General features: G+C 61.6%; 25 protein-coding genes. 13 read left to right on the top strand and 12 right to left on the bottom strand.

Annotated elements, in window-relative coordinates; genetic code table 11:
- Position 1: 1 nt before the first annotated feature.
- The gene (locus PSOLE_RS01370) at positions 2-1,924 is read right to left on the bottom strand and encodes a site-specific DNA-methyltransferase (RefSeq protein ID WP_244597261.1); all 1,923 of its coding nucleotides are present in this window, start codon (positions 1,922-1,924) and stop codon (positions 2-4) included.
- A gap of 359 nt (positions 1,925-2,283) precedes the next feature.
- Complete coding sequence (locus PSOLE_RS24490) at positions 2,284-2,541, bottom strand: hypothetical protein (RefSeq protein WP_244597262.1); 258 nt, start codon at positions 2,539-2,541, stop codon at positions 2,284-2,286.
- A gap of 38 nt (positions 2,542-2,579) precedes the next feature.
- On the opposite strand from PSOLE_RS24490, the gene PSOLE_RS25085 reads away from it, so the two are divergent.
- The 6 genes from PSOLE_RS25085 (at position 2,580) to PSOLE_RS01335 (ending at position 7,955) form a co-directional block, all read left to right on the top strand.
- The gene (locus PSOLE_RS25085; RefSeq protein ID WP_373855157.1) at positions 2,580-2,708 is read left to right on the top strand and encodes a tyrosine-type recombinase/integrase; all 129 of its coding nucleotides are present in this window, start codon (positions 2,580-2,582) and stop codon (positions 2,706-2,708) included.
- 167 nt (positions 2,709-2,875) lie between these two features.
- Positions 2,876-3,799, top strand: coding sequence for an ABC transporter ATP-binding protein (locus tag PSOLE_RS01355; RefSeq protein WP_074855671.1), 924 nt, complete (start codon positions 2,876-2,878; stop codon positions 3,797-3,799).
- Complete coding sequence (locus tag PSOLE_RS01350; RefSeq protein WP_003244158.1) at positions 3,796-4,527, top strand: ABC transporter permease subunit; 732 nt, start codon at positions 3,796-3,798, stop codon at positions 4,525-4,527. Before PSOLE_RS01355 ends, PSOLE_RS01350 begins: the two co-directional genes overlap by 4 nt.
- A 12-nt stretch (positions 4,528-4,539) precedes the next feature.
- Positions 4,540-6,366, top strand: coding sequence for a GldG family protein (locus PSOLE_RS01345; RefSeq protein ID WP_074855673.1), 1,827 nt, complete (start codon positions 4,540-4,542; stop codon positions 6,364-6,366).
- A gap of 157 nt (positions 6,367-6,523) precedes the next feature.
- A complete protein-coding gene (locus tag PSOLE_RS01340; protein ID WP_004423970.1) occupies positions 6,524-7,516 on the top strand; it encodes a DUF4340 domain-containing protein in 993 nt (330 codons plus the stop codon).
- Between the two features lie 229 nt (positions 7,517-7,745).
- Positions 7,746-7,955, top strand: a complete 210-nt coding sequence (locus PSOLE_RS01335) for a cold-shock protein (RefSeq protein WP_004423973.1) — start codon at positions 7,746-7,748, stop codon at positions 7,953-7,955.
- Between the two features lie 544 nt (positions 7,956-8,499).
- Here PSOLE_RS01335 and PSOLE_RS01330 read toward each other — a convergent pair.
- From PSOLE_RS01330 to dapE, 3 genes are read right to left on the bottom strand one after another with little or no spacing between them, the layout of a single operon-like run.
- Positions 8,500-8,871: a hypothetical protein gene (locus tag PSOLE_RS01330; protein ID WP_074855675.1), complete on the bottom strand. Its 372-nt coding sequence runs from the start codon at positions 8,869-8,871 to the stop codon at positions 8,500-8,502.
- 5 nt (positions 8,872-8,876) lie between these two features.
- Positions 8,877-9,689, bottom strand: a complete 813-nt coding sequence (locus PSOLE_RS01325; protein ID WP_004423978.1) for a putative RNA methyltransferase — start codon at positions 9,687-9,689, stop codon at positions 8,877-8,879.
- Positions 9,686-10,828: a succinyl-diaminopimelate desuccinylase gene (gene dapE, locus PSOLE_RS01320; protein WP_039964502.1), complete on the bottom strand. Its 1,143-nt coding sequence runs from the start codon at positions 10,826-10,828 to the stop codon at positions 9,686-9,688. The genes PSOLE_RS01325 and dapE overlap by 4 nt, the downstream gene beginning before the upstream one ends.
- Positions 10,829-11,194: 366 nt before the next feature.
- Here dapE and tcdA point away from each other — a divergent pair, with 366 nt between their 5' ends.
- The 3 genes from tcdA to PSOLE_RS01305 all read left to right on the top strand — a co-directional run bounded on the left by tcdA (position 11,195) and on the right by PSOLE_RS01305 (position 13,457).
- The gene (gene tcdA, locus PSOLE_RS01315) at positions 11,195-12,004 is read left to right on the top strand and encodes a tRNA cyclic N6-threonylcarbamoyladenosine(37) synthase TcdA (protein ID WP_004423981.1); all 810 of its coding nucleotides are present in this window, start codon (positions 11,195-11,197) and stop codon (positions 12,002-12,004) included.
- 148 nt (positions 12,005-12,152) lie between these two features.
- A complete protein-coding gene (locus PSOLE_RS01310; RefSeq protein WP_074855677.1) occupies positions 12,153-12,947 on the top strand; it encodes a substrate-binding periplasmic protein in 795 nt (264 codons plus the stop codon).
- Positions 12,948-12,986: 39 nt separating this feature from the next.
- Positions 12,987-13,457, top strand: coding sequence for a YehS family protein (locus PSOLE_RS01305; RefSeq protein ID WP_004423985.1), 471 nt, complete (start codon positions 12,987-12,989; stop codon positions 13,455-13,457).
- A gap of 67 nt (positions 13,458-13,524) precedes the next feature.
- On the opposite strand, the gene PSOLE_RS01300 is transcribed toward PSOLE_RS01305, so the two are convergent.
- From PSOLE_RS01300 to map, 7 genes are all read right to left on the bottom strand, one after another.
- Complete coding sequence (locus PSOLE_RS01300; RefSeq protein WP_004423988.1) at positions 13,525-13,938, bottom strand: SufE family protein; 414 nt, start codon at positions 13,936-13,938, stop codon at positions 13,525-13,527.
- A 118-nt stretch (positions 13,939-14,056) separates the two neighbouring features.
- On the bottom strand, positions 14,057-15,262 hold the full coding sequence (locus PSOLE_RS01295; protein ID WP_074855679.1) for an aminotransferase class V-fold PLP-dependent enzyme: 1,206 nt from the start codon (positions 15,260-15,262) through the stop codon (positions 14,057-14,059).
- A 72-nt stretch (positions 15,263-15,334) separates the two neighbouring features.
- Positions 15,335-16,369: a 2,3,4,5-tetrahydropyridine-2,6-dicarboxylate N-succinyltransferase gene (gene dapD, locus PSOLE_RS01290; RefSeq protein WP_004423993.1), complete on the bottom strand. Its 1,035-nt coding sequence runs from the start codon at positions 16,367-16,369 to the stop codon at positions 15,335-15,337.
- A gap of 38 nt (positions 16,370-16,407) precedes the next feature.
- Positions 16,408-16,755 (bottom strand): ArsC family reductase, encoded by a 348-nt coding sequence (locus tag PSOLE_RS01285; protein WP_074855682.1) that lies wholly within the window; start codon positions 16,753-16,755, stop codon positions 16,408-16,410.
- 155 nt (positions 16,756-16,910) lie between these two features.
- Positions 16,911-18,107, bottom strand: coding sequence for a succinyldiaminopimelate transaminase (gene dapC / locus PSOLE_RS01280; protein WP_074855684.1), 1,197 nt, complete (start codon positions 18,105-18,107; stop codon positions 16,911-16,913).
- A 15-nt stretch (positions 18,108-18,122) separates the two neighbouring features.
- Positions 18,123-20,816, bottom strand: coding sequence for a [protein-PII] uridylyltransferase (locus tag PSOLE_RS01275; RefSeq protein WP_004424004.1), 2,694 nt, complete (start codon positions 20,814-20,816; stop codon positions 18,123-18,125).
- Positions 20,817-20,901: 85 nt separating this feature from the next.
- The gene (gene map, locus PSOLE_RS01270) at positions 20,902-21,684 is read right to left on the bottom strand and encodes a type I methionyl aminopeptidase (protein ID WP_074855685.1); all 783 of its coding nucleotides are present in this window, start codon (positions 21,682-21,684) and stop codon (positions 20,902-20,904) included.
- A 700-nt stretch (positions 21,685-22,384) separates the two neighbouring features.
- Between map and rpsB the strand changes: the two genes are divergently transcribed.
- From rpsB to frr, 4 genes are all read left to right on the top strand, one after another.
- Entirely contained in the window at positions 22,385-23,125 is a 741-nt protein-coding gene (gene rpsB / locus PSOLE_RS01265) for a 30S ribosomal protein S2 (RefSeq protein ID WP_004424008.1), read from the top strand.
- A gap of 279 nt (positions 23,126-23,404) precedes the next feature.
- Complete coding sequence (gene tsf, locus PSOLE_RS01260) at positions 23,405-24,268, top strand: translation elongation factor Ts (RefSeq protein WP_074855687.1); 864 nt, start codon at positions 23,405-23,407, stop codon at positions 24,266-24,268.
- A 188-nt stretch (positions 24,269-24,456) separates the two neighbouring features.
- Positions 24,457-25,200: a UMP kinase gene (pyrH, locus tag PSOLE_RS01255; RefSeq protein WP_004424012.1), complete on the top strand. Its 744-nt coding sequence runs from the start codon at positions 24,457-24,459 to the stop codon at positions 25,198-25,200.
- Positions 25,197-25,754: a ribosome recycling factor gene (gene frr / locus PSOLE_RS01250; protein WP_074855689.1), complete on the top strand. Its 558-nt coding sequence runs from the start codon at positions 25,197-25,199 to the stop codon at positions 25,752-25,754. The genes pyrH and frr overlap by 4 nt, the downstream gene beginning before the upstream one ends.
- Positions 25,755-25,762: the final 8 nt, after the last annotated feature.

Here is a 25,762-nt window from a genome sequence, read left to right as displayed (position 1 = left end):
TTTACAGGCTCCGCACGTTTTTGATGCCGGCCTGGTTGAGAATGGCGGCTAGGTTGGTTTTGGCAATGTCGTCGGCAAATGCACTGTCACGGAACACGCAGGTGCTATCGCTGGCTGGGGCTTGTGCCTTGTGCCAGGCAACAATCCCCTGCGCCAGGTCTTCTACTTGATCGCGGGTTATCTGCTCGGTCAGGCAGGCTAGCAGGACGCCACCGCCGATGCTGTGCACGGTTTTACCGGCGATCTGCTGCTGCTCGATGGGGACGCACAGGTCCAGTCCCAGTTTGAGCAGAAGTTCAGTCAGGATGTCTGCTTCGCTGCGACCGGGCAGAATGTTTTCCTGATGATCTAACAGGCTGCGCTCTAAATCTTTGGGGCCAATGTTCCAAGCGCGAATGTTGGATATGTCGAGCTTGAGCATGCGGAAGCCGTTGTCTCTCGAGTAAAGTGGATTATTGGCTTTCACTTTTTCACCCGCACGACGCAAGCGTTCTTTGGTCAGCTCTGCGATTGTCCGAGGTTTCGAGAGTTGGTCGCAAAAGTGTATGGCTGCTTGATCCTCCTTGTTATCCTCACTTAACGGCTCTGGAAGTTGTACTACGATAAATCTTCGACTTGAATTGTCGATGGCGTTCTGTTCCATGACGGCGTGTCCAGTCGAGCCACTGCCAGCGAAGAAATCAAGCACAATGTCATTGTCTGAAGAACCTATCTGCACAACACGCTGGAGCAGCCGAGTTGGCTTTGGATTAGGGAAGGGTGAGCGAGTTCCACCAAACAGTTCTGCCAGCTGTTTGGTCCCTTCATCTGTGTGACCTACTTGATCAAAAGTCCAGATCGTCTGCGGGGGGATCGAGTCTCTGACTTCGGAGCGAAATCGCTTAAGGCGTGGTTTGCTATTTCCACTTTCTCCGAACCATATGCGGTCATCAGCAATCAGCTCGGTCATGCGCTCTTTATTAAAACGCCAACTACTTCCTTCGGGAGGCCAATGCTCCTGGCCATTTGGACTCTGGACTGGATAAATTGCGTAATCGCGCACCTCGGTTCTGAGAAGGTTATCGGATGCCCAGGCACCTCGTGGATCATTATCCGGGTTCTTATAGGTCGCCTCTTGGGCATCGCTTCGAGACAAGCCACGAATCGCTGCTGTGTCACTTCTTCTGTAACAAATCAAGAAGTCATGTGATTCGGAGAAGTCTTTGGAGTCTGCCTTTGTGCTGTATTTTTTTTGCCAGATTACACTCGCTACAAAGTTTTCTGGCCCGAAAACATCATTGAGCACTGCGCGCAGATTGGTTACTTCGTTATCATCGATGCTGACGAAAATGAATCCATCATCGCGGAGTAGGTTCCTAGCTAGTTTTAGTCTCGGGTACATCATGTTCAGCCAATCGGTATGGAATCGGCCGCTAGCTTCGGTATTGCTGCTGACTTTTTGTCCGCCTTCGACCTGTCCGGTAATTTCCAGGTAATTCCGGATACTGTCTTGGAAGTTGTCCGGATATACGAAGTCTTTGCCAGTGTTGTACGGAGGATCGATATAGATCAGTTTGACCTTACCCGCATAGCTCTTTTGCAGTAACTTGAGGACTTCGAGGTTGTCGCCCTCGATCATCAGGTTCTGTGTAGTGTCCCAATCCACACTTTCATCAGGGCAGGGCAATAGCGTGCCGGTGCTGGGCGTGAGCGCCAGTTGGCGTGCTGCGCGCTTGCCGTGCCAGTTCAGGCCGTACTTTTCGTCGGCGTCGGTTACAGTGGTGTCGCCGACTAGCTGTTTGAGCACATCCTGGTTGATGGCCACGCCATTAGGGCCTTCGGTGATCAGCTCAGGGAACAAGGCTTTGAGTTTGTCGATGTTCTCGGCCTTGAGGTCGGCGCTGTGCGCTTCCGGCGACTGTGCGTCGATTTTTTGCATGGTCATTCGCTATTTCCTTCACGATCTACCTGCACGTATGTATTTGCAGGCGCGGTGTAATGCTGGCTGGCATGGTATTCCATTTCGACAGCCTTTTAATGCTTGTTGGCCAGGTTTTGCTGCTTGCTGAAACCATCGCCCTACAGTCTGGCTTGGGCTTCGCTGAGCGCTTGCTGTAGCTGCTTCAGTTGCAGGTTTAGCTCCACCTGACGGGCAAAGGTCGGTGTGATTGAGAACGTCGTAGTTGAAACGGTCTGACGCCAGTACGTTGCGCCGGTCATTTGCCTTGTAGAGGGTCCAGTTATCACGCAGGCACTTCGGGCACAGCACCAGTAACCATGTTGCCAATGCGTGTCGTCGAGCCGTTACGGCAGCATTTGAACAAGGTGCAGCACGTTCATCAGGGCGATCTGGCCGAAGGCTTTGGCGAGGCTAATTTGCCGTTCGCGCTGGCGCGCAAGTATCCGAATGCGGCGAAGGAGTGGGGATGGCAGTTTGTCTTCCCGTCGGGCAATCGCTCTCAGGAGCCACGCGGGCACGGCATTTATCGCCATCACCTGCATGAGAAAACCATCCAGAGGGCGGTGCGTGAGGCGGCGCGGCGTGCTGGCTTGATCAAGCATGCGACGCCACGTTACGTCATTCCTTTGCCACGCATCTTCTGGAGGCAGGCCAGGACATTCGCACCGTGCAGGAGTTGCTCGGCCACTCGGACGTGAAAACCACCATGATCTACACCCATGTGCTCAACCGAGGTGGCCTGGCGGTGTTGAGCCCTCTGGATCGCTGAGCACATATTCCATTTACTACTTGTTTCGGCCTGCTGACTGAACTTTTCAGTTTTGCTACGGTCTTGCCCACGTCCGGGCCGGTGGTTTTTCGCGCCCGGCGTTCTTGCGGCCTGCGCTTTTGCGGTGGTTTCGCTGAGCGCAATGCCATTCGCGACGGTGAGAGGCCATGATCGATATAAGAAACCTGACCAAGCGTTTTGCGCAGCACACGGCAGTCGATGACTTGTCGTTCCAGGTCCAGCCAGGGGAAGTGCTGGGCTTTCTCGGCCCCAATGGGGCCGGCAAATCCACCACCATGAAGATGCTCACCGGCTTTCTCGCGCCGACCTCCGGTACGGCGAGCATCCTCGGTTGCGATATCCAAACCCAGACCCTCAAGGCCCAGCGGCAGATCGGTTATCTGCCGGAAGGCGCGCCTTGCTATGGCGATATGACGGTGCGTGGCTTTCTTGAATTTATCGCCGAGGTGCGCGGTTTTCGCGGCGCCGAGAAGAAGCAACGCGTGCAGCGCGCGGTAGAGCAGGTGGAGCTGGAAAAGGTGCTGGAGCAGAGCATCGAGACGCTGTCCAAGGGCTTCAAGCGCCGCGTCGGCCTGGCCCAGGCGATTCTGCATGATCCGCGCGTGCTGATTCTCGACGAGCCCACCGACGGCCTCGACCCCAACCAGAAGCATCAGGTGCGCCAGCTCATTCAGGGGCTGGCCCGCGACAAGATCGTGATCATTTCCACCCATATTCTCGAAGAAGTCACGGCGCTGTGTACCCGCGCAGTGGTGATTGCTCAGGGCCGCTTGCTGGCCGATGGTACGCCGCTGGAGCTGGAAAGCCGCTCGCGCTATCACCAGGCGGTGACGCTGGTGGCCGATGAAGCGCTGGATCAGGCTGCCCTCGCGGCGCTGCCGGGCGTCGCCGGTGTCGAGGAGAACGCCCGCGAGCACAGCCTGAGCGTGCTCGCGCAGCCGGGTGAGGTGATCTTCCCGCAGGTCAATGCGCTGATTGCCGAACGCGGCTGGAAGGTTAAGGAACTCAACGTGGAACGCGGCCGCCTGGATGAAGTGTTCCGCACGCTGACCCGGGGAGAGCAGCCATGACCCAGTTGCCCGTGATCTTCAAGCGTGAGCTGGCGAGCTACTTCGCCACGCCGCTGGCTTATGTGTTCATCGTCATCTTCCTGGTACTGTCCGGGGTGTTCACCTTTTATCTGGGCGGTTTCTTCGAAGGCGGCCAGGCCAATCTCTCGGCCTTCTTCAATTTCCACCCCTGGCTCTATCTGTTCCTGGTGCCGGCGATTGCCATGCGCCTGTGGGCGGAGGAGCGCAAGTCCGGCTCCATCGAGCTGCTGATGACCCTGCCGATCACCCGCTTCGAGGCGGTCACCGGCAAGTTCCTGGCGGCCTGGGTGTTCGCCGGCATTGCGTTGCTGCTGACCTTCCCGATGATCATCACGGTCAACTACCTGGGCGAGCCGGACAACGGCGCCATCGTCACCGGCTATATCGGCAGCTGGCTGCTGGCCGGCGCCTATCTGGCCATCGGCTCGTGCATGTCGGCGCTGAGCAAGAATCAGGTGATCGCCTTCATCCTTGCGGTCAGCGCCTGCTTTCTGTTCATCGTCAGCGGTTTCCCCATGGTGCTCGACGCCTTCGCCTGGGCGCCGCAGTGGCTGGTGGATGCCATCGCCTCGCTGAGCTTTCTGGTGCGCTTCGACGCCATCAGCAAGGGCGTGATCGATCTGCGCGACCTGCTGTATTTCCTCTCGCTGATCGCCGCCTGGCTGACTGCCACCGCTGTGGTCATCGACCTGAAGAAAGCCGACTGAAGGAACGCGCCCATGAAAAAGCTGATCTATTCCGGCGCCGGGTTGCTGCTGATCGCGGTGGCCTTTCTCGCCTTCAACCTGCTGGCCGGCCTGGGCCTGGGCGGTGCGCGCCTGGACCTGACCGAGCAGAAGCTCTACACCATCTCCGACGGCACCAAGCAGATCCTTGCCGAGCTGGACGAGCCGATCAACCTGTACTTCTTCTATTCGGACAAGGTGGCCAAGAACCTGCCGGCGCTGCGTACCTACGCCCAGCGCGTGGAGGAGATGCTCAAGGCCTACCAGGCCCAGGCCGGCGGCAAGATCCGCCTGCATATCATCGACCCCGAGCCGTTCTCCGAGGACGAGGACAAGGCCGCGCAGTTCGGTCTGCAGGGCATCCCGCTGCAGCAGGGCGGTGACTCGATCTACTTCGGCCTGGCTGGCACCAACGGCCTGGACAACATCCAGGTGATCCCGTTCTTCGCCCTGGATCAGGAGGAGCATCTGGAGTACGAGCTGAGCCGCCTGGTGCAGACCCTGGCCAAGCCGGAGCTGCCGGTGGTTGGCGTGCTCTCCGGGCTGCCGATGACCGGTGGCTTCGACATGATGGCGCGGCAGCCGACGCCGCCGTGGATGGTGCTGGAGCAGGTGCGCCAGTTGTTCCAGATCGAGCAGCTCCAGAGCGATGTCGACCAGATTCCCGAGAGCGTCTCGGTGCTGTGGCTGGTGCATCCGAAGAATCTGCCCGAGCAGACCCTGTACGCTATCGACCAGTTCGTGCTGCGCGGCGGCAAGCTGATGGTGTTCGTTGACCCCTATGCCGAGGCTGACACCGGTGATATGCCGGGTGAAGTGGCGGTGGACCGGGCGTCGAATATCGAGTCGCTGTTCAAGGCCTGGGGCTTGCGCATGGTGCCGGACAAGGTGCTCGGTGACGGCTCCTACGCCATGTCGGTCAACCGTGGTCAGGGCCAGCGTCCGGTTCGTCACGCTGCCTGGCTGAGCCTGCCGCGCAAGGCGCTGGATCAGACCGATATCGCCACGGCTGGGCTGGAGAACGTCACCGTCGCCACCGCCGGCATTCTCGAGCCGCTGGAAGGGGCGAAGACGCGCTTTACCCCGCTGATGCAAAGCTCCGAATACGCCATGCCCTTCGACGCCCAGCGCTTCGCCATGCTCAGCAACCCCGAGGAGCTGATCCGCGAACTGGAGCCGACCGGCGAGCGCTACACCATCGCTGCGCGTATCGACGGTCCGGCGCAGAGCGCCTTCCCCGATGGCATCGAGGGGCGCAAGGACGGTCTCAGGCAGGCAGATAACATCAACGTCATCGCCGTGGCCGATACCGACATCCTCAGTGATCGCATGTGGGTGCAGGTGCAGGACTTCTTCGGCCAGCGCATGCCGCAACCCTGGGCGGATAACGGCAGCTTCACCATCAACGCGCTGGACAACCTGACCGGCTCTGAGGCGCTGATCAGCGTACGTTCGCGTGGTCGCTTCAGCCGTCCGTTCGTGGTGGTCGAGGAGCTGCAGCGCGCCGCCGAACAGCGTTTCCGTGACAAGGAGCAGGCACTGCAGGCACGCCTGGCCGAAACCGAGCAGCAACTGGCGGCGCTACAGCAAAGCGACGATCCAAACCTGGAGCTCACGCCTGAGCAGCAGGGCGCGTTGCAGCGCTTCATCCAGCAGAAGCTGGAGATTCGCAAGGAGCTGCGTGAGGTGCGCTACCAGCTCAATGCCGATATCGAGGCGCTGGGCCGCACGCTGAAGATCATCAACATCGCTCTGGTGCCGGCGCTGCTGACCCTGGGCGTGTTGGCACTGTGGTTGTGGCGGCGCCGTCGTCGCACGTGAGGGTTAGCACCTGTGGGAGGCGCTTCAGCGGCGACAGTCGCGGCTAAAGCCCCTCCCACGAACCGAGCGTAGGGTGGATCACGCTTTACCGATCCACCGCTGCGGTGGATGTAAAACGCGATATCCACGCGCATAGTCATTCACTTGTGAGGAGATCATGGGACGTAAAGGTCTGATCGCATTGATCATCATCGTGCTGCTTTGCGTGCTGGGTTACCTGGCCGTGCAGCGCGGCCAGCAGCAGAGCACGGCGCAAGTCGAGTCGGCGCCCTGGCTGGCAGCCGAACAGGGCTATCTGAATACGCTGCAGGCGCTGGAGATCGAGGCGCCGGGGCAGCCCTCGGTACGCATCGAGCGGCGTGAAGATGGTTGGGTGGTGCCGGCGAAGGCCGACTATCCGGCGGCGCCGCAAGCGCTGGCCGAACTGCTGCGGGCATTGCGTGAGGCGCGCACGCAGGAGGCCAAGACTGCCAACCCGCAGTGGCATGCTCGTTTGGGACTGGCCGAGGAGGGGGCGGCTGATGAGCAGGCGCTGCGTCTGAAGCTGCACTTCGACGGCCATCCCGACCTGGGGCTGCGCTTGGGTAATCCGTCTCAGCAAGGCAGTGGGCAACTGGTGCGTCGTGCCGGCGAGAATCAGGTCTGGCTGATCGATCAGCAGTTGCAGGTGCCGACGCGTGAGCTGGACTGGCTGGATCGACGTGTCACCGACATTCCCTTCACGCGCATCGCGCGCCTTGAGCTGCGTTACGCCGATGGCGAGAAACTTACCCTGACGCGTGCCGATGCCCAGCAGTACAACTTCGCTGTCGCAGAGCTGCGCAAGGAGCAGAAACTCAGCTTCGAGGGTGCGGCCAATGGTGTCGCACTGGTCTTCTCCAACCTGCAGTTCGCTGATGCTGCGCCGCTTTCGCAGATAGGTTTCAAGCAGGCGCCGGTGCTGCAGTTCAGCCTCAGTGGTTTTGCCGAGGAAAAGCTCGAAGGAGCGTTGTACAAGCAGGGTGAGCAGTATTGGTTGGTGCTTGGCGAGCGTGAAGGTTTCAACGCCGCAGAGGTGAGTGCGCGCAGTGACTGGGCATATCGACTGGAGCCTGATCAGGTGCAGCGGCTGGCGAAGAAGTTGCGCGATCTGTTAGTCAAAAGCCCATAAAACGAGCTGTAACCCGCATATCTTCTGGGTTCGTGGCGGTTTTGAAAAAGTGCTTTTCAGTCACAATCCATGCTTTATACTCGGCCTTCGACTGCAGCAAGAACGCGAATCGCTTGACCTGCTCCATGCTCGATTGCCGGGGGTGGCGAACGCTGAGAAGAGCGTTTTTACCGAGCCGTCAAAGCGCCTTCGGGACAATAAAAACATAGCGAGTTTGGAGAAGTTGGTAATGGCAGATCGTGAGACGGGAACCGTCAAATGGTTCAATGATTCCAAGGGTTACGGGTTTATTCAGCGCGAAAGCGGCCCGGACGTATTCGTTCACTACCGCGCCATTCGTGGCGACGGCCATCGCACCCTGGTCGAAGGCCAGAAGGTCGAGTTCGGTGTGACCCAGGGTCAGAAAGGCCTGCAGGCGGAAGACGTCTCCGCGGTCTGAGCTCCAGCTCGAAATACAACAAGGCCCGTCGATGACGGGCCTTGTTGTTTGTGGGCGCTGTATTCGTAGGGCGGGTTTCGCGGGTAGCTCCCCTCTCCCATTCATGGGAGAGGGGCTGGGGGAGAGGGCCGAGAACACCGCGAAACTGCCTGCTGGCTCCAACCTCTCCGAACGCGGCCCGCCCTAACCCTCTCCCCAGAGGGGCGAGGGCACTGAACGCGTCCGACCGTCGCTTAAGTGAACAGCATTACCGTCGATGATCGGCCTTGTTCTTTGTGGTCTGTTTGGGCCGCGAAGGTGAAGAACACTGTACGGATGAAATCCGGAAAATGCGCTGATCCCCGGATTTCATTGGGCTACGGGCGAAGCTAATCACCCCACGCAGCTTTGCGTAGGAGCCCCGCCCCGGGGCGAAGCTTTGTCGTCCTGATTCGCTGTCGATTCAAAAATCTCGTAGCGTGAGACCCCTGACCCTCTCCCGCCCTTCGGGCACCCTCTCCCGCAAGCGGGAGAGGGTCATCAGATGGCCGCCAAGCGGCCGCTTTTATTCAGTACGCCAGACGATTTCGGTTTCACCATCGGCGTCGACCTTGATCCAGCGGTCGGCTTGCTCGTCGCTTTCATCCTCGACCCAGGTGCCGGGTGCGCAGCGAATCTGTACGCCGAGCGCGGCATGGGCGGCGCGGGCGCAAGCCAGGTCGTCGGCCCAGGGCGTGGCGTCGCTTTCCAGGTACAGGCTGTGCCATTTGCCCACGGCTTTCGGCAACCAGGTCACCGGCACGTCACCGGCCTTGCACTTGAAGGTCTGGCCTTTCTGCTGCCAGTCGCTGCATGGGCCAAGTGCTTCACCCAGCCATTGCGCCACGGCATCACGTTCGGCGTCTTTGAGGTAGATCTCGATGTCCGGTTGGCGCATTAGGTTCATTCCTGAGTTTTGACGATCCAATCGTAGCGGATGGCGACGGTAACTTCGAAGGGCTCGGCGATCACTGCTTCACGGCGTTCGGCACTGGCGCGCCAGCCGTGTGGCGTCATGGCCAGCAGGTCGGCGCGGGCCTGGGTGTCGGCCAGGTGCAGCGGGAACAGCAGCGTCTCACTGTGGGCCAGGTGCATACCCGCAGGGATCAGCGCCAGGTGCTTTTCGTCGTCGTAGTCGCGTACTTCGTCGTACAGCTTCTGGCGCAGTTCCATCAGGTGCACGCGGGTTGGGCCCATGCGCAGCAGGCCGCCGCCGGGTGCGAGCAGGCGTTTGGCTTCGGCCCAGTCGAGCGGGCTGAAGACGCTGGCCAGTAGGTCGCAACTGGCATCGGCCAATGGCACACGGGCCATGCTCGCCACCAGCCAGCTCAGCTGCGCAGCACGTTTGCATGCGCGTTTCACCGCCTCGCGGGAGATATCCAGGGCATAACCGTCGGCGGCGGGCAGGCCACGGGCGATCTGTTCGGTGTAGTAACCCTCGCCACAACCGATATCCAGCCAGCGCGCCGGCTTGTAGTCGGCAGCCAGTGTGGCCAGGCGTGCGGCCAGCGGTGCGTAGTGGCCACCCTCGAGAAAACGCCGGCGGGCCTCGACCATGGCGGCGTTGTCGCCGGGGGCGCGGCTGTTTTTGTGTTGCACCGGCAGGAGGTTGTAGTAACCCTGCCGGGCGCGATCGAAGCTGTGGCGGTTTGCACAGGCCAGGCCGCTGGCGCTCGGCTCCAGCGGCGTCTGGCAGATGGGGCAGATCAGGCTCATGCGAGGAGTTTTACCAGCGTCTGATAGTAAATCTCGGTGAGCAGATCGAGGTCGCTGGCCAGTACGCGCTCGTTGATCTGGTGGATGGTGGCGTTGACCGGGCCGAGCTCGACCACCTGAGTGCCCAGGGTGGCGATGAAGCGACCGTCGGAGGTGCCGCCGCTGGTGGACGGCGTGGTCTCGCGACCGGTGACGTTCTTGATGCTGGCGGCCACGGCGTCGAGCAATTCGCCCGGCTGAGTGAGGAACGGCAGACCGGACAGCGCCCACTCCAGGTGGTAGTCCAGACCGTGTTTGTCGAGAATGGTGGTGACGCGCTGCTGCAGCTCCTCGACGGTGGATTCGGTGGAGAAGCGGAAGTTGAACACCGCCTTCAGTTCGCCGGGGATGACGTTGGTCGCGCCAGTGCCGGAGTTGAGGTTGGAGACCTGGAAGCTGGTCGGCGGGAAGTAGTCGTTGCCGTGATCCCAATGCTCGGCGGCCAGCTCGGCCAGCGCCGGGGCCGCGAGATGAATCGGGTTCTTCGCCAGGTGCGGGTAGGCGACGTGGCCCTGCTTGCCGTACACGGTCAGGGTGCAGCCGAGGGAGCCACGACGGCCGTTCTTGACTACGTCGCCGAGCAGGGTGGTGCTCGACGGTTCGCCGACGATGCACCAGTCCAGGCGCTCGTTGCGCTCGCGCAGGCGCTCGACCACTGCCTTGGTGCCGTGCTGGGCCGGGCCTTCTTCATCGCTGGTGATGAGGAAGCTGATGGCGCCCTTGTGCTGCGGGTAATCGGCGACGAAGCGCTCCACGGCGATGATCATGCTCGCCAGGCTGCCCTTCATGTCCGCTGCGCCACGGCCGCAGAGCATGCCATCTTCATCGACGCGCACGTCGAATGGCTGGTATTGCCAGGCGTCCAACGGGCCGGTGGGCACCACGTCGGTGTGGCCGGCGAAGCACAGCACGGGGCCGTCGCCACCGCGTTTGGCCCAGAAGTTCTCCACCTCTTCGATGCGCATGCGTTCGATCTCGAAGCCGCAGGCAGCCAGGCGACGCATCATCAGTTCCTGGCAACCTTCGTCGACCGGGGTCACGGACGGGCGGCGAATCAGGTCGAAAGCGAGTTCCAGGGTCGGGGTGAGGGGGGCGGTCATGGCGGCTCCGGTACAGCGGCTGGCGTGAAAGCTGGCCATATTACCGTGAAAGTCGCGCAGCGACGCCATCCTTGATGCCCTTCTCCCTCTGGGAGAAGGTGGCGCGAAGCGCCGGATGCGGCGTACTGCTTGACGACGGCTAATGCCGATCAGATAAGGCTGCCAAAGCGGCCTTTCGTAGGAGCTCCGCCCCGGGGCGAAGCTTTTCAATTGCGCATCGCCCTGGTTCGCGGCGGGGCGCCGCTCCTACGCATTGGCAACGTCGACGCTTAACTGACTGGCATTAGGCCGACGGCTGACCTGTTCGACAGGCTTGGGTGGGCAGGGTGCTATCTCTATAATGCGCGCCTTCCTGCAGGGGGTGTGATGGGTACTGACGATCAGCGATTCGGCGGCATAGCCCGGCTTTACGGCCAGGAGGGCTATCAACGACTGGCAGCGGCGCACGTGGCGGTAGTCGGCATCGGCGGCGTCGGTTCCTGGGCGGCCGAGGCGCTGGCGCGTTCGGGCGTCGGCGAGATTTCCCTGTTCGACCTGGACGATGTCTGCATCACCAACACCAATCGCCAGGTGCACGCCGTCGAAGGCGCGGTGGGCAAGGCCAAGGTCGACGAGATGGCCGCGCGCATCCGCGCCATCAACCCGGCTTGCGTGGTGCACGCGGTGGCGGATTTCGTTACCCGCGAGACCATGGCCGAGTACATCACCGAACAGCTCGACGGTGTGATCGACTGCATCGACAGCGTGCCGGCCAAGGCGGCGCTGATCGCCTGGTGCAAGCGGCGCAAGATCCAGATCGTCACCACCGGCGGCGCGGGCGGGCAGGTCGACCCGACGCAGATTCAGGTCACCGACCTGAACAAGACCTTCAACGACCCGCTGGCGGCCAAGGTACGCAGCCTGTTGCGCCGCGACTATGGCTTCTCGCGTACGCCGGGCCGCACCTACAGCGTCCCTTGCGTGTTCTCCACCGAGCAACTGCGTTACCCCAAGCCGGATGGCACGGTCTGTCAGGCCAAGGGCTTCGTCGGTGAAGGGGTGAAGCTCGACTGCGCGGGCGGTTTCGGCGCGGTGATGATGGTCACCGCCAGCTTCGGCATGGCCGCTGCGGCCAAGCTGGTAGACAAACTGGTGGCTGGCGCCCGTCGTCCGGCAGAGCGCCAATCGAAAACCTGAGAAACTTCCGTGCGCGCTGCGTTTGACTATGCTGGGCGAAGGGAGAGGTTGCAGTAGCCGACAGGGAGACGTCGAACATGATCCGTATCAGAGGTGATTTGTGTCGTACCTGTTTTGTAGCGTCTCGCTGAGAAGACGCTGGGCACGGATGCTCGCCTCCCTGACGCTACCTGTTTTGCTGGTAGCCCTTGGGCCCGTTCAGGCCGAGCCGCAGAAGCTGCGTATCGGCACCGGCGACTGGGCGCCCTATGTCGACCAGGAGCGCAGTGATGGTGGCGCTCTGGCGCGACTGATCAGCGCAGTGTTCGCTGAAGCGGGTTACCAGGTCGAATTCATCTTCCATCCCTGGGACCGCAACGTACTGATGCTGCAGCAGGGGCAGTTGCACGCGATCATGCCCTATAGCTGCAGCCCCAGTCGGCTCAATTACGGCATTTGTAGCGACCCGCTGGTGCGCGGGGAGATCGTTCTGTTCCATCGTCGCGATCAGGCGTTCGACTGGACCTCGGTCGAGGACTTGTTGAAGTATCACATCGGCACGACGCTGGGTTACTCCTACGGCCCGGCGTTCGACGATGCGCTGCAGGCTGGCCGCCTGAGCGTCGAGCAGAATGGCAAGGAGGACACCAGCTTTCGTCTTCTGGAGTTGGGGCGTATCGACCTGCATCCACAGGACCGCGCTGTCGGCTATGCCATGTTGAATCGTTTGTTTCCGGAAGATGGCGGTAAAATCGTGCATCATCCGCGGCAGTTGAATACCGAGCCGCTGCGCTTGCTGTTTCGCAAGGACGATCCTGAGAGTGTCAAGCTGTTGCGCGTGTTCAATGCCAGGCTGCGTGACTTTGCCCAGCGTGGTGACCTGCAGCGTCTACAGCAGGCGCTTAATTCCGGTAACGCCGATGACTGGAAACCCAGCACCTCGGCCCAGGCCGTGCGGGACTGAAGCGCACCTGCCTACCCCCTTCCTCCAAGAGTTTTCTGCATGCTCAATAACGATGTACTGCGCAGCTTGCGCTATTTGCTGGATGTCAGCGATGGCAAGCTGGAAGAGCTATGCCGGTTGGCGGATTATCCCGTCGAACCGGGCCTGATCTCGGCCTGTCTGCTGCGTGAGGACGAGCCTGGGTATCGTTCCTGCAGCGATGTGCTGCTGGCGCACGTGCTTGAAGGCCTGGTGTTTTACAAGCGTGGCAAGGACGTTAGCCGGCCGCGCCTGCCGGTGGAAAAACGCCTGAGTAACAACCTGATCCTGAAGAAGCTGCGCGTGGCCTTCGAGCTGCGCGACGACGATATCCAGGCGCTTTTGCAAGCGGTCGACCTGCCGATGACCAAGGCCGAGCTTGGCGCCCTGTTTCGCGCGCCGGGTCACAAGCACTTTCGCGAGTGCGGCGATCAGATCCTGCGCAATTTTCTGCGGGGGCTGACGTTGCGCGAGCGGGGCAAGAGCGACTGAAAGCTTCGCCCCGGGGCGGGGCTCCTACGCGATGGAGTGGCGGCAAGCGCCCCGCGACGAATGGTTTTTAGGCGGAGCGCCCCGCCAACTCGCGCATACGCTGCAGCACCGCGTTGAGACCATTGCTGCGCGAGGGCGATAGCTGCCGCTGCAGCCCCAACTGGTTGAACCAGTCGACCAGATCGACACTGGCCAGCTCGGCGCGAGGCAGACCTTCGACACGCGCCAGCAGCACCGCCAGCAAGCCACGCAGCAGGCGGGCGTCGCTGCTGGCGCGAAAGTGCAGGTGCTCGTCGCGTTGTTCGGCGATCAGCCAGACCGGGCTCTCGCAGCCATGCACGCGGTGCTCGTCGAGGCGTTCGGTTTCGCTCAATGGCTCCAGACGTTCGCCCCATTGCATCAGCAGGCGCGCGCGCTGTTCCCAGCCGTGGCAGGCGGCAAAGGCTTCCAGTGCTTCCTGAGCGGCGACTGACAGGCTCATGGCGAGAGACTCCCGTAGCATGTAGGAGCGGCTGGGCGGCATTCCGTTTCAGCTGCGATGCTCCGGGTGCCAATATTCGCGGCTGACGCCGCTCCTACGACGAACCATTGGCCGCGCTTCAACGCAGCAACTCCAGGGCGTTATCCAGAGCGCTGAAAAATCGCTGCAGGTCCTCGCTGTCGTTGTACAGACCCAGCGAGACGCGAATCGCACCACTCAGCCCCAGGCTTTTCATCAGCGGCATGGCGCAGTGATGCCCGGCGCGCACGGCGATGCCCTGTTCGCTGAGCAGGTGAGCCAGGTCGGCGTTATGTACGCCGTCGACGCAGAAACTGGCCAGCGCCAGTTGCGGCTCGCCGAGCAGACGCACGCCGTTGCGGCTTTGCAGGCCGGCCAGCAGTTCGGCATGCAGGGCCGCTTCATGACGTGCCACGGCGGTGTGATCCAGCCCGTTTAGCCAGTCCAGTGCTGCGCCCAGGGCTATGACCGCTGAAACCGCTGGTGTACCGGCCTCGAAACCCAATGGAGCAGGGCGAAAGCGCGCGCTCTGGTAGTCGGCATCGAGCACCATTTCACCGCCGAATTGCCAGTGCTGCAATTTGCCCAACGCTTCGCGGCGGCCATACAGCAGGCCGACGCCATCCGGGCCGTAGAGCTTATGTGACGAGCACACGTAGAAATCACAGCCCAGCGCCTGCAGATCGTGGCGACCATGCACCGCACCCTGCGCGCCGTCGACCACGCTGAATGCGCCTTGCGCGCGTGCCAGGGCCAGCAGCTCGGCAAGCGGTTGCCAGCGGCCAAGTACGTTGGACAGCTGCGAGACCGCCAGCAGGCGGGTGCGCGGGCCGATCAGCCGAGCCGCTTGCTGCAGATCGATGCTGCCGGTGTGATCCAGCGGCAATACCACCAACTCGAGATTGCGGCGCTTGGCCAGTTGCTGCCAGGGCAGCAGATTGGCGTGGTGCTCCAGCGCGCTGATGACGATTTGCTCGCCAGGCTGCAGCAGATGCTCCAGACCATAGGCCAGTAGGTTGAGTGATTCGGTGCTGCCGCGGGTAAAGATGATCTCATCGCTGCCGGCCGCATTCAGCCATTGTGCAGCCTTGCTGCGTGTGGCCTCGAAGGCGCGGGTGGCACGTTCACCTGGCAGGTGCTGGGCACGATGCACGTTGGCCACGCCGCTGCCCAGGTAGCCGAGCAGGGTGTCCAGCACCGCCTGTGGTTTCTGTGCAGTGGCGGCGCTGTCCAGATAGGTCTGGCCTTCGGCTTCGAGGGCGAGAATGCCGGGGAAGTCGGCACGCCAGGGGGAGGTCAGTGACATGGTTTGTCAGATCCGCGTGGTTTTGCCCTCACCCCCGGCCCCTCTCCCGGAGGGAGAGGGGAGGTATGACGATCAATTGTGGGCGTGCAGGGCTTCGTTCAGCTCGACGGCCGACTTGTGGGTCTTGCACTCCACGGCGCCGGTCAGCGAGTTGCGACGGAACAGCAGATCCGGCTGGCCAGCCAGGTCGCGTGCCTTGACCACCTTGACCAGGGCGTTGCCCTCGTCGAGCAGGTTCACCTTGGTGCCTGCGGTGATGTATAGGCCGGCTTCGACGGTGTTGCGGTCGCCCAGCGGGATGCCGATGCCGGCGTTGGCACCGATCAGGCAGCCTTCGCCGACGCTGATGATGATGTTGCCGCCGCCGGACAGGGTGCCCATGGTCGAGCAGCCGCCGCCCAGGTCGGAACCCTTGCCGACGAAGACGCCAGCGGAAACGCGGCCTTCGATCATGCCCGGGCCTTCGGTGCCGCCGTTGAAGTTGACGAAGCCTTCGTGCATCACGGTGGTGCCTTCGCCGATATAGGCGCCCAGGCGCACACGGGCGCTGTCGGCGATACGCACACCGGCCGGCACCACGTAGTCGGTCATTTTCGGGAACTTGTCCACCGAGAAGACTTCCAGCAGCTTGCCCTTCAGGCGTGCTTCCAGCTGGCGCTCGGCCAGCTCGCTGAGATCAACGGCGCCCTGGCTGGTCCAGGCCACATTGGGCAGCAGCGGGAAAATGCCGGCCAGGCTCAGGCCGTGCGGCTTGACCAGACGATGCGACAGCAGGTGCAGCTTGAGGTAGGCCTCCGGGGTGCTGGTCAGCGCGGCATCTTCAGCCAGGAAGGTGGCGACCAGCGGGTTGTGGCTTTCGGCCAGACGGGTCAGCAGCGCCGCTTGAGCGGCGTCCACGCCTTTCAGGGCTTCGGCCAGGTCAGCGGCCTGTGTGGTGGTGAAGGCGATGGCCTGGTTGCCGCCCTGGTAGCCGAGCTTCTCGGCGGCCTTGGCTACCAGCTCGCTGGCCGGATTGAGCAGCGGCAGGGCGTAGAAGACTTCCAGCCAGTTGCCCTGGCGGTTCTGGGTGCCAACACCAAAGGCGATGCTGTAAAGGGAGGTGCTCATTAGATGGGGTTCCTTGCAACGAAATCGGGTGAGGTTGATCAGGCCAGCGCGGCTTGGTAGTTATCCGGCTTGAAGCCGACCAGGGTCTTGTCGCCCAGGTCGAGTATCGGGCGCTTGATCATCGAGGGTTGGGCCAGCATCAGTTCGATGGCCTTGGCCTGGTCGAGATCGGCTTTCTGCGCGTCGTCCAGCTTGCGGAAGGTGGTGCCGGCACGGTTCAGGATGGTCTGCCAGCCATGCTCGTTGCACCACTTTTCCAGGTTTGCACGGTCGATTCCGACGCTCTTGTAGTCGTGAAAGGCATAGTCGACCTGGTGTTCATCGAGCCAGGTTCTGGCCTTTTTCATCGTGTCGCAGGCCTTGATGCCATACAGGACGTAACTCATTGATCTTCCTCTGATGAGTGGCGTGCCGGAAGGTCCGGGAAATACGGCGGGCCATTATGCCACGTCGCGTCCAGACGTGGCGGCGGCTGTCGCTGCGATGTGTTACGGAGTCGGAGACTAGCGGCTAAAGCCCCGCCCACAGGCCCTGCAGAGGCTCAGGCGCCGCGAATGAAACGGGCAATACGCTCGGCGGCCTCGATGCACTCGGCCAGTGGTGCTACCAGTGCCATGCGCACGCGGCCGGCACCCGGGTTGACGCCGTTCACTTCGCGCGACAGGTACGAGCCGGGCACCACGGTGACGTGCTCGGTGGCGAACAGGTCATGGGTGAACAGGGTGTCGTCACCCGGAGTACGTGCCCACAGGTAGAAGCCGCCATCGGGGCGCTGTACGTCCATCACCGGGGCGAGGATGTCCAGCACGGCAGCGAACTTCTCGCGGTACAGGTCACGGTTGGCGCGTACATGTGCTTCGTCATTCCAGGCGGCAACGCTGGCCAGCTGGGTTTGTACCGGCATGGCGCAGCCGTGGTAGGTGCGATAGAGCAGGAAGTGCTTGAGGATGTCGGCGTCGCCAGCGACGAAGCCCGAGCGCAGACCCGGCAGGTTGGAGCGCTTGGACAGGCTGTGGAACACCACGCAGCGTTTGAAGTCGCTGCGGCCCAGTTCGGCGCAGGCGCTGAGCAGGCCGGGCGGTGGTGCGTCCTCATCGAAATACAGCTCGCTGTAGCACTCGTCGGCGGCGATGACGAAGTCGTGCACGTCGGCCAGGACGATCAGTTTCTTCAGCGTCTCGACCGGGATCAGGGCGCCGGTGGGGTTGCCTGGCGAGCAGAGGAAGAGAATCTGGCAGCGCTGCCAGATCTCTGTCGGCACGGCATCGAAGTCCGGGTTGAAGCCGTGGGCTTCCAGGCACGGCAGGTAGTGTGGTTCGGCGCCGGCAAGGAACGCAGCACCTTCATAGATCTGATAGAAGGGGTTGGGGCTGACCACCAGGCCCTTGGCGTTGCGGTCGACCACTGCCTGGGTGAAGGCGAACAGCGCTTCGCGGGTACCATTGACCGGCAACACGTGGCGTGCGGCATCCAGCCAGCCAGTCGGCACGCCGAAGCGACGTTCGCACCAGTTGGCAATGCTCTGGCGCAGCTCCGGCAAGCCGAGCGTGGTCGGGTAGACGGCGAGCTTGTCGAGATTGGCGGTCAGCGCCTGGCCGACGAAGTCAGGCGAGCGATGCTTGGGTTCGCCGATGGACAGGGCGATGGCACGCTTGTCGGCAGGTGGCTGCACGCTGCCGAGCAGGGCGCGCAGTTTCTCGAAGGGGTAGGGCTGGAGCTGGTCGAGAGCTGGGTTCATCGATACTTCCGCAAATCAGATGGAAAATTGGGCCGGCTGGATACTGGGCTCGGACAGACGACGGACGATGGTTTCCTGCAGGCGTGCGCAGAGTTCGGGATCGGACAGCGGCTGGCCCTTGTCGTCGGTAATGAAGAATACGTCCTCGACCCGTTCGCCGAGGGTGGCGATCTTGGCGTTCTGCAACGATAGGTCGTATTCGAGGAAGATTCGCCCGATCCGCGCCAACAGGCCGGGGCGGTCCGGTGCGGTCAGTTCGAGGATGGTCACCGGGCGCTGCGCATCATTGTGAATGGTTACCTGCGGCGCGAAGGCGAAGTGCTTGAGCTGGCGCGGTACGCGGCGCTGGATGATGGTCGGGTAGTCGTCCGGGTTCTTCAGTGCTTCGATCAGGCCTTCGCGAATCTGCTGGATGCGTGCCGGGTTGTTGCCGATCGAGCCGCCGTCGGCATCCAGCACCACGTAGGTATCGAGGGTGAACTGGCTGGTGGAGGTGATGATCCGTGCGTCGTGAATGTTCAGGTTGAGCTGGCTCATCGCGGCTACGGTCACGGCGAAGAAGTCATGCTGGTCCGGCGCATAGATGAAGATCTGCGTGCCGCCCTCGAACTCGCGCTGGGTGGTTTCCTTCATCAGCACCAGCGGACCGCCATCGTTGGGATGCTGGAGAATGGCATCGGTGTGCCAGGCCACGTCGTTGGCCGTGTGGCGCAGGAAGTAGTCGTCGCCCAGCTGGCTCCACAGTTGTTCGGCATCGTCCGGGTCGGTGCCGCCGCGCACCAGGATGTCGAGGGCGGCGCTCTGGGTCTGGCGAATCTGCTCTTCGCGATCCAGCGGGTTTTCCAGGCCGCGGCGCAGGGCGCGCTTGGTCTCGGTATAGAGCTGGCGCAGCAGGCTGGCACGCCAGGAATTCCACAGGCTGGGGTTGGTGGCGTTGATGTCGGCCACGGTCAGCACGTAGAGATAATCCAGGTGCGTCTGGTCGCCGACGAACTGGGCGAAATCGTGAATCACCTGCGGGTCGGAAAGGTCCTTGCGCTGCGCGGTGGTGGACATCACCAGGTGGTGCTGCACCAGCCAGACGATCAGCGCGCTGTCCCAGGCCGGCAGGTGGTGGCGGCGGGCGAAGGCTTCGGCGTCCACCGCGCCCAGCTCCGAATGATCACCGCCACGGCCCTTGCCGATATCGTGATACAGGCCGGCGAGGTAGATCAGCTCCGGCTTGGGCAGCTTGTCGATGAGCTTGCTGGCCAGAGGGAATTTCTCCGCCAGCTCCGGCCAGCGAAACTTGCGCAGGTGCTTGATCAGGTTGAGCGTGTGCGCATCGACCGTATAGATGTGGAACAGGTCGTGCTGCATCTGCCCGATGATATGGCCGAACTCCGGCAAATAACGGCCGAGAATGCCGTAGCGGTTCATCCGCCGCAGGTTGCGATGGATGCCTTCCTTGCACTTGAACAGCTCGATGAACAGGCTGGTGTTGCGGATGTCCTTGCGGAACTCGTCGTCGATCAGGTGGCGGCTGTCACGCAGCAGGCGGATGCTGTCGGCACGTACACCCTTGATTTCCGGGTGCTGCGCCATCAGCACAAAGATTTCGATGATGGCGAAGGGCGTGCGCTTGAACACGTTCGGGTGGGTGACTTCGATATAGCCGTCGCGCACCTGGAACCGGCTGTTCAGGGGCGTGGCCGGGCCGCTTTCGCCGGCGCGCAGGATCACTTCCTCGAAGTGCTGGTTGATCAGGTCCGACAGCTCGGAAATCCCCATCACTACGCGGTAGTACTTCTGCATGAAGTGTTCGATGCTGCGCTTGCCGTCGCCGTCCTGATAGCCGAACAGGGCGGCGATCTTGGCCTGGTGATCGAACAGCAGGCGGTCTTCGGCGCGCCCGGCGAGCATGTGCAGGGCGTAGCGCACCTTCCACAAAAATTCCTGGCTGGAGGACAGCAGGGTGTATTCGCTTTCCAGCAGGAAGCCGTGGCCGACCAGGGCTTGCAGGTTCAGCGTGCCGAACTGGCGGCGCGCCACCCAGAGCACGGTCTGGATGTCGCGCAGGCCGCCGGGCGAGCCCTTGATGTTGGGTTCGAGGTTGTACTCGGTGTCGTTGTACTTGGCATGACGCGCTCTGCGTTCGTCGCGCTTGGCCAGGTAGAAGTGCTTGCTCGGCCACATCTGATCGGTGCTGGTCACCTGCTGCATGCGCTGGCGCAGGTGTTCGGGGCCGGCGATGGTGCGGCTTTCCATCAGGTTGGTGATCACCGTCAGGTCGGCGCGCGCCTCTTCGGCGCATTCGTCGACCGAGCGCACGCTCTGGCCGACTTCCAGGCCGATGTCCCAGAGCAGGGTGAGAAAGCCTTCGATCGGCTCGCGGAAGATTTCGTGATCATTGCTGCCCAGCAGGATCAGCAGGTCGATGTCCGAGTAAGGGTGCAGCTCGCCACGGCCGTAGCCGCCAACGGCGAGCAGGGCGATGTCGGCATCCTCGCTCCAGGTGAAGCGCTTCCAGGCTTCCTGCAGGATCTGATCGACGAACCAGGCGCGATCCTCGACCAGGCGGCGAATGTCACGGCCGGCACGAAAGCGCGCATCGAGCACTTCATGCGCGCCGCGGATGGCCTTCTTGAATGCGGCGATGGGGCTGGATTTCAGGGCCAGCTCGGCCTGGAACTGACCGCGGTCAAACAGTTCGGGGTCCATCTGCGGCATGCAGTTGCCTTCCTTATATAAGGTGGGGCGCGCTATGCGCACCACAAGCTTCAATGGTGCGCACGGCGCACCCTACGGATCGCGGTCAGGCCGAGGTGCGCGGCAGGGTGTCGTCGCTGCGCAGGGTCAGGATCTCATAGCCGTCTGCGGTGACCAGCACAGTGTGCTCCCATTGCGCGGAAAGCTTGCGGTCCTTGGTGATGGCGGTCCAGCCGTCGCCGAGCAGGCGGGTTTCCGGGCGGCCCTGGTTGATCATCGGCTCGATGGTGAAGGTCATGCCTTCCTTGAGCTCCATGCCGGTGCCGGCCTTGCCGTAGTGCAGCACCTGCGGCTCTTCATGGAACACGGCGCCGATGCCGTGCCCACAGTACTCGCGAACCACGGAGAAGCCGTTCTTCTCCGCATGCTTCTGGATCACTTCGCCGATGTCGCCCAGGCGGGTGCCCGGCTTGACCAGTTCGATGCCTTTATACATGCACTCCTGGGTGACCTTGGCCAGGCGCTCAGCCCATTCGGCAACCTTGCCGACCATGAACATCTTGCTGGTATCGCCGTGGTAACCGTCCTTGATCACGGTGACGTCGATGTTCAGCACGTCGCCGTCTTTCAGTGGCTTGTCGCTGGGGATGCCGTGGCACACCACATGGTTGACCGAGGTGCAGATCGACTTGGGAAAGCCCTTGTAGTTGAGCGGGGCGGGGATGGCCTGCTGCACGTTGACGATGTAGTCATGGCAGATGCGATCCAGCTCTTCGGTGGTGACGCCCGGCTTGACGTGCTCGCCGATCATCTCCAGCACTTCGGCGGCCAGGCGGCCAGCCACGCGCATTTTCTCGATTTCTTCGGCGGATTTGATGGTGACGGTCATATCGGGCTCTCGAGTGTACGCAGAAAAGGGGCATATATTAGCAGCTACGTGGTGCAAGCCCCAAAGGCAGCTGCAAGCATCGAGTCGCATGTGTTAATGAGCGGGCTTTGCCCTAATGTCAGTCAGTTAAGCGCCTAGACACTTGGTTTACGGGCGCTGCAATCGTATAGGAAGGAATTTAACTGTTGCCAGTCGGTTCGATTTGTAGGGTGGGTCGGGCGGCGCTCCGTTTCAGCCCACGCCGGCCGCCGTTGGTGGGCTGAAGCCCACCCTGCAAGAGCAAAAAACCTTATCTGATCGGCATTAGGGTCTGTTGCCGTTTCGACGCGAGCCGCGTTGCTGCGCCAAATTGCGCCACGCAACCCGAAGGGACGGGCCAGTTTTTGCGTGGTACGTCGTTACTCGACGGCTCATTTGGGCGACCAAACTTCGCGTCTCGCGCCTGGTCCCACGCAAAAACTGGCTCCGTCGCGGCCGTGCGCGAAACGGCAACAGACCCTAGGCTTCGCCCCTGTTTACGGCGTTTGCCTTGTAGCTTGTCGCTGCTTTCTGTGGTATAAAACGCGCCGCTTTACGGGCACTGCGCCCGAAAGCCTAAACCCACACACGTATCGACACGGTTTCCTGGGTGCCTTCGACAAGTTCGAGGGTTGGAAACTGGGATGCGTGGAGGCCTAACCCGACTTATCAAGGAACTATCATGTCCCAAGTCACTATGCGCGATATGCTGAAGGCCGGTGTGCACTTCGGCCACCAGACCCGTTACTGGAACCCGAAAATGGGCAAGTACATTTTCGGCGCGCGCAATAAGATTCACATCATCAACCTCGAGAAAACCCTGCCGATGTTCAACGACGCCCTGTCGTTCGTTGAGAAGCTGGCTGCTGGCAAGAACAAGATTCTGTTCGTTGGCACCAAGCGTTCCGCAGGCAAAATCGTTCGCGAAGAAGCCACTCGTTGCGGCTCGCCGTTCGTCGACCACCGCTGGTTGGGCGGCATGCTGACCAACTACAAGACCATCCGTGCTTCGATCAAGCGCCTGCGCGAGCTGGAAGCCCAGTCCCAGGACGGCACCTTCGCCAAGCTGACCAAGAAAGAAGCCCTGATGCGTACCCGGGATCTGGAAAAGCTGGATCGCAGCCTGGGTGGTATCAAGGACATGGGCGGTCTGCCGGACGCTCTGTTCGTGATCGACGTTGACCACGAGCGCATTGCTATCACCGAAGCCAACAAGCTGGGCATCCCGGTTATCGGCGTTGTCGATACCAACAGCAGCCCGGAAGGCGTTGACTACATCATCCCGGGTAACGACGACGCCATCCGCGCCATCCAGCTGTACATGGGTGCCATGGCCGACGCTGTGATCCGTGGTCGCAGCAACGCTGGCGGCGCGACTGAAGAGTTCGTCGAAGAAGCTGCTGCCGAGAGCGCCGAAGGCTAAGCGTTAACGCCAAGCATTTAGCGTTATGCGCTGTGCAAGAAGGGGGCTAGGCCTAATGCTGATCAGATAAGTTCGTCACCACTCCCTCCTACTTGCAGTAGAGGGGGCGCTTTTCGTAGGAGCCAGCTTGCTGGCGATGCTTTTTATGGCGGATCGCCGGCAAGCCGGCTCCTACAAAGATCGAGTGCAACGGCTTAACTGACTGGCATTAGTGCTAGGCCCCCTTTTTGCCACTCAAAGATTTGATTTGGTTGAAGACCTACCGAGAGGATTTTCAAGATGGCAGAGATTACTGCAGCCCTGGTTAAAGAACTGCGCGAGCGTACCGGCCAAGGCATGATGGAATGCAAGAAGGCCCTGGTTGCTGCTGGTGGTGACATCGAGAAAGCCATTGATGACATGCGCGCTTCCGGTGCCATCAAGGCTGCCAAGAAGGCCGGCAACATCGCCGCTGAAGGCTCCATCGCCGTTCGCGTTGAAGGTGGTCGTGGTGTGATCATCGAAGTCAACTCGCAGACCGACTTCCTGGCCCTGCAGGACGACTTCAAGGCTTTCGTCAAAGAGAGCATCGACGAAGCCTTCGAGAAGAACCTGACCGACGCTGCTCCGCTGATCGCTTCCCGCGAATCGGCTCGTGAAGCTCTGGTTGCCAAGTGCGGCGAGAACGTCAACATCCGTCGCCTGACCGCTGTTTCCGGCGAAACCGTTGGTGCCTACCTGCACGGCCACCGCATCGGTGTTCTGGTTGTCCTGAAAGGCGGCAACGACGAACTGGCCAAGCACGTTGCCATGCACATCGCTGCCTCCAACCCGGCTGTCGTGTCGCCGGACCAGGTTTCCGAAGAGCTGGTTGCCAAGGAAAAGGAAATCTTCCTGCAGCTGAACGCCGAGAAGATCGCCGGCAAGCCGGAAAACATCGTAGAGAACATGGTCAAAGGCCGTATCGCCAAGTTCCTGGCCGAAGCCAGTCTGGTCGAGCAAGCCTTCATCATGGATCCGGAAGTCAAGGTCGGTGACCTGGTGAAGAAGGCCGGTGCCGAAGTCGTTTCCTTCGTTCGTTACGAAGTGGGCGAGGGTATCGAGAAGGCCGAGACCGACTTCGCTGCCGAAGTTGCCGCTCAGGTTGCTGCCAGCAAGCAGTAATCGGCGGTTCGGCCAGTTGTCCCAGAGAGGCTGCCCGCTTGCGCGTGCGGCCTCTTTGCCGAATAAGGGGCGACAAATATACAAGCGGCCGTGCAACCTACGGTCGTCGGCACGTTCGAAGTGCCGGATAATTGCAGCGCGCAAGCGTGTTACAGAAGAATTTCATATCGCCGCAGGAGAGACTTGCAATGGCTCAGCAGACGACTGGTCGCCAACCTCGCTACAAACGCATTCTGCTCAAACTTAGCGGCGAAGCCCTGATGGGCTCGGAAGATTTCGGCATCGATCCCAAGGTGCTCGATCGCATGGCGCTGGAAGTCGGTCAACTGGTCGGCATCGGCGTGCAGGTCGGACTGGTGATCGGTGGTGGCAACCTGTTCCGCGGCGCAGCACTGTCCGCTGCCGGCATGGATCGCGTTACCGGTGACCACATGGGCATGCTGGCGACCGTGATGAACGCGCTGGCCATGCGTGATGCGCTGGAACGCTCGAACATCCCGGCCATCGTTATGTCGGCGATTTCCATGGTCGGCGTGACCGATCATTACGATCGCCGCAAGGCCATGCGCCACCTGAAAACCGGTGAGGTGGTGATCTTCGCAGCGGGTACCGGCAACCCCTTCTTCACCACCGATTCGGCCGCCTGTCTGCGTGCCATCGAGATCGATGCGGACGTGGTACTGAAGGCGACCAAGGTCGATGGCGTGTACACTGCCGACCCGTTCAAAGACCCGCATGCCGAAAAGTTCGAGCGCCTGACCTATGACGAAGTGCTCGATCGCAAGCTGGGGGTGATGGATCTGACCGCCATCTGCCTGTGCCGCGATCACAACATGCCGCTGCGGGTCTTCAACATGAACAAGCCCGGCGCCCTGCTGAACGTTGTAGTGGGTGGCGCCGAAGGAACTCTGATCGAGGAGGATGCACAATGATCAACGATATCAAGAAAGACGCTCAGGAACGCATGAGCAAGTCCCTGGAGGCGCTGGGTCGCAACCTTGCTTCCATTCGTACCGGTCGTGCCCATCCGAGCATTCTCGATAGCATCAAGGTCCCGGCCTGGGGCAGCGACATGCCGCTCAATCAGGTAGCCGCGATCACCGTCGAAGATGCGCGCACCCTAAAGATCGTCGCTCACGACAAGAACCTCAGTGCCGCCATCGAGAAGGCCATTCTGACTTCCGACCTGGGCCTGAACCCGAGCAGCGCCGGCACTACCATTCGCGTACCGATGCCAGCCCTGACCGAGGAAACCCGCAAGGGCTACACCAAGCAGGCGCGTGGGGTTGCTGAAGATGCCAAGGTCGCGGTGCGCAATGTGCGTCGTGATGCCCTGGCCGAGCTGAAGAAACTGTCCAAGGCCAAGGAAATCAGCGAGGACGAAGAGCGTCGTGCCGCTGACGAGCTGCAGAAAATCACCGACAAGTTCATCGGTGACATAGACAAGGCGCTCGAGGTCAAAGAAGCGGACCTGATGGCCGTTTGACGGCTCGG

It is taken from the genome of Pseudomonas oleovorans subsp. oleovorans, from assembly GCF_002197815.1.
GTDB lineage: Bacteria > Pseudomonadota > Gammaproteobacteria > Pseudomonadales > Pseudomonadaceae > Aquipseudomonas > Aquipseudomonas oleovorans.
Note: the sequence above shows the minus strand (reverse complement) of the source record. Positions and strands in the feature narration are given on the sequence as shown.

Excerpts from the sequence above, each read along its gene's own strand:
- PSOLE_RS01370 (WP_244597261.1), bottom strand. The coding sequence starts at position 1,924 with ATGACCATGCAAAAAATCGACGCACAGTCGCCGGAAGCGCACAGCGCC.
- PSOLE_RS24490 (WP_244597262.1), bottom strand. The coding sequence starts at position 2,541 with ATGCTTGATCAAGCCAGCACGCCGCGCCGCCTCACGCACCGCCCTCTG.
- PSOLE_RS01355 (WP_074855671.1), top strand. The coding sequence starts at position 2,876 with ATGATCGATATAAGAAACCTGACCAAGCGTTTTGCGCAGCACACGGCA.
- PSOLE_RS01350 (WP_003244158.1), top strand. The coding sequence starts at position 3,796 with ATGACCCAGTTGCCCGTGATCTTCAAGCGTGAGCTGGCGAGCTACTTC.
- PSOLE_RS01345 (WP_074855673.1), top strand. The coding sequence starts at position 4,540 with ATGAAAAAGCTGATCTATTCCGGCGCCGGGTTGCTGCTGATCGCGGTG.
- PSOLE_RS01340 (WP_004423970.1), top strand. The coding sequence starts at position 6,524 with ATGGGACGTAAAGGTCTGATCGCATTGATCATCATCGTGCTGCTTTGC.
- PSOLE_RS01335 (WP_004423973.1), top strand. The coding sequence starts at position 7,746 with ATGGCAGATCGTGAGACGGGAACCGTCAAATGGTTCAATGATTCCAAG.
- PSOLE_RS01330 (WP_074855675.1), bottom strand. The coding sequence starts at position 8,871 with ATGCGCCAACCGGACATCGAGATCTACCTCAAAGACGCCGAACGTGAT.
- PSOLE_RS01325 (WP_004423978.1), bottom strand. The coding sequence starts at position 9,689 with ATGAGCCTGATCTGCCCCATCTGCCAGACGCCGCTGGAGCCGAGCGCC.
- dapE (WP_039964502.1), bottom strand. The coding sequence starts at position 10,828 with ATGACCGCCCCCCTCACCCCGACCCTGGAACTCGCTTTCGACCTGATT.
- tcdA (WP_004423981.1), top strand. The coding sequence starts at position 11,195 with ATGGGTACTGACGATCAGCGATTCGGCGGCATAGCCCGGCTTTACGGC.
- PSOLE_RS01310 (WP_074855677.1), top strand. The coding sequence starts at position 12,153 with ATGCTCGCCTCCCTGACGCTACCTGTTTTGCTGGTAGCCCTTGGGCCC.
- PSOLE_RS01305 (WP_004423985.1), top strand. The coding sequence starts at position 12,987 with ATGCTCAATAACGATGTACTGCGCAGCTTGCGCTATTTGCTGGATGTC.
- PSOLE_RS01300 (WP_004423988.1), bottom strand. The coding sequence starts at position 13,938 with ATGAGCCTGTCAGTCGCCGCTCAGGAAGCACTGGAAGCCTTTGCCGCC.
- PSOLE_RS01295 (WP_074855679.1), bottom strand. The coding sequence starts at position 15,262 with ATGTCACTGACCTCCCCCTGGCGTGCCGACTTCCCCGGCATTCTCGCC.
- dapD (WP_004423993.1), bottom strand. The coding sequence starts at position 16,369 with ATGAGCACCTCCCTTTACAGCATCGCCTTTGGTGTTGGCACCCAGAAC.
- PSOLE_RS01285 (WP_074855682.1), bottom strand. The coding sequence starts at position 16,755 with ATGAGTTACGTCCTGTATGGCATCAAGGCCTGCGACACGATGAAAAAG.
- dapC (WP_074855684.1), bottom strand. The coding sequence starts at position 18,107 with ATGAACCCAGCTCTCGACCAGCTCCAGCCCTACCCCTTCGAGAAACTG.
- PSOLE_RS01275 (WP_004424004.1), bottom strand. The coding sequence starts at position 20,816 with ATGCCGCAGATGGACCCCGAACTGTTTGACCGCGGTCAGTTCCAGGCC.
- map (WP_074855685.1), bottom strand. The coding sequence starts at position 21,684 with ATGACCGTCACCATCAAATCCGCCGAAGAAATCGAGAAAATGCGCGTG.
- rpsB (WP_004424008.1), top strand. The coding sequence starts at position 22,385 with ATGTCCCAAGTCACTATGCGCGATATGCTGAAGGCCGGTGTGCACTTC.
- tsf (WP_074855687.1), top strand. The coding sequence starts at position 23,405 with ATGGCAGAGATTACTGCAGCCCTGGTTAAAGAACTGCGCGAGCGTACC.
- pyrH (WP_004424012.1), top strand. The coding sequence starts at position 24,457 with ATGGCTCAGCAGACGACTGGTCGCCAACCTCGCTACAAACGCATTCTG.
- frr (WP_074855689.1), top strand. The coding sequence starts at position 25,197 with ATGATCAACGATATCAAGAAAGACGCTCAGGAACGCATGAGCAAGTCC.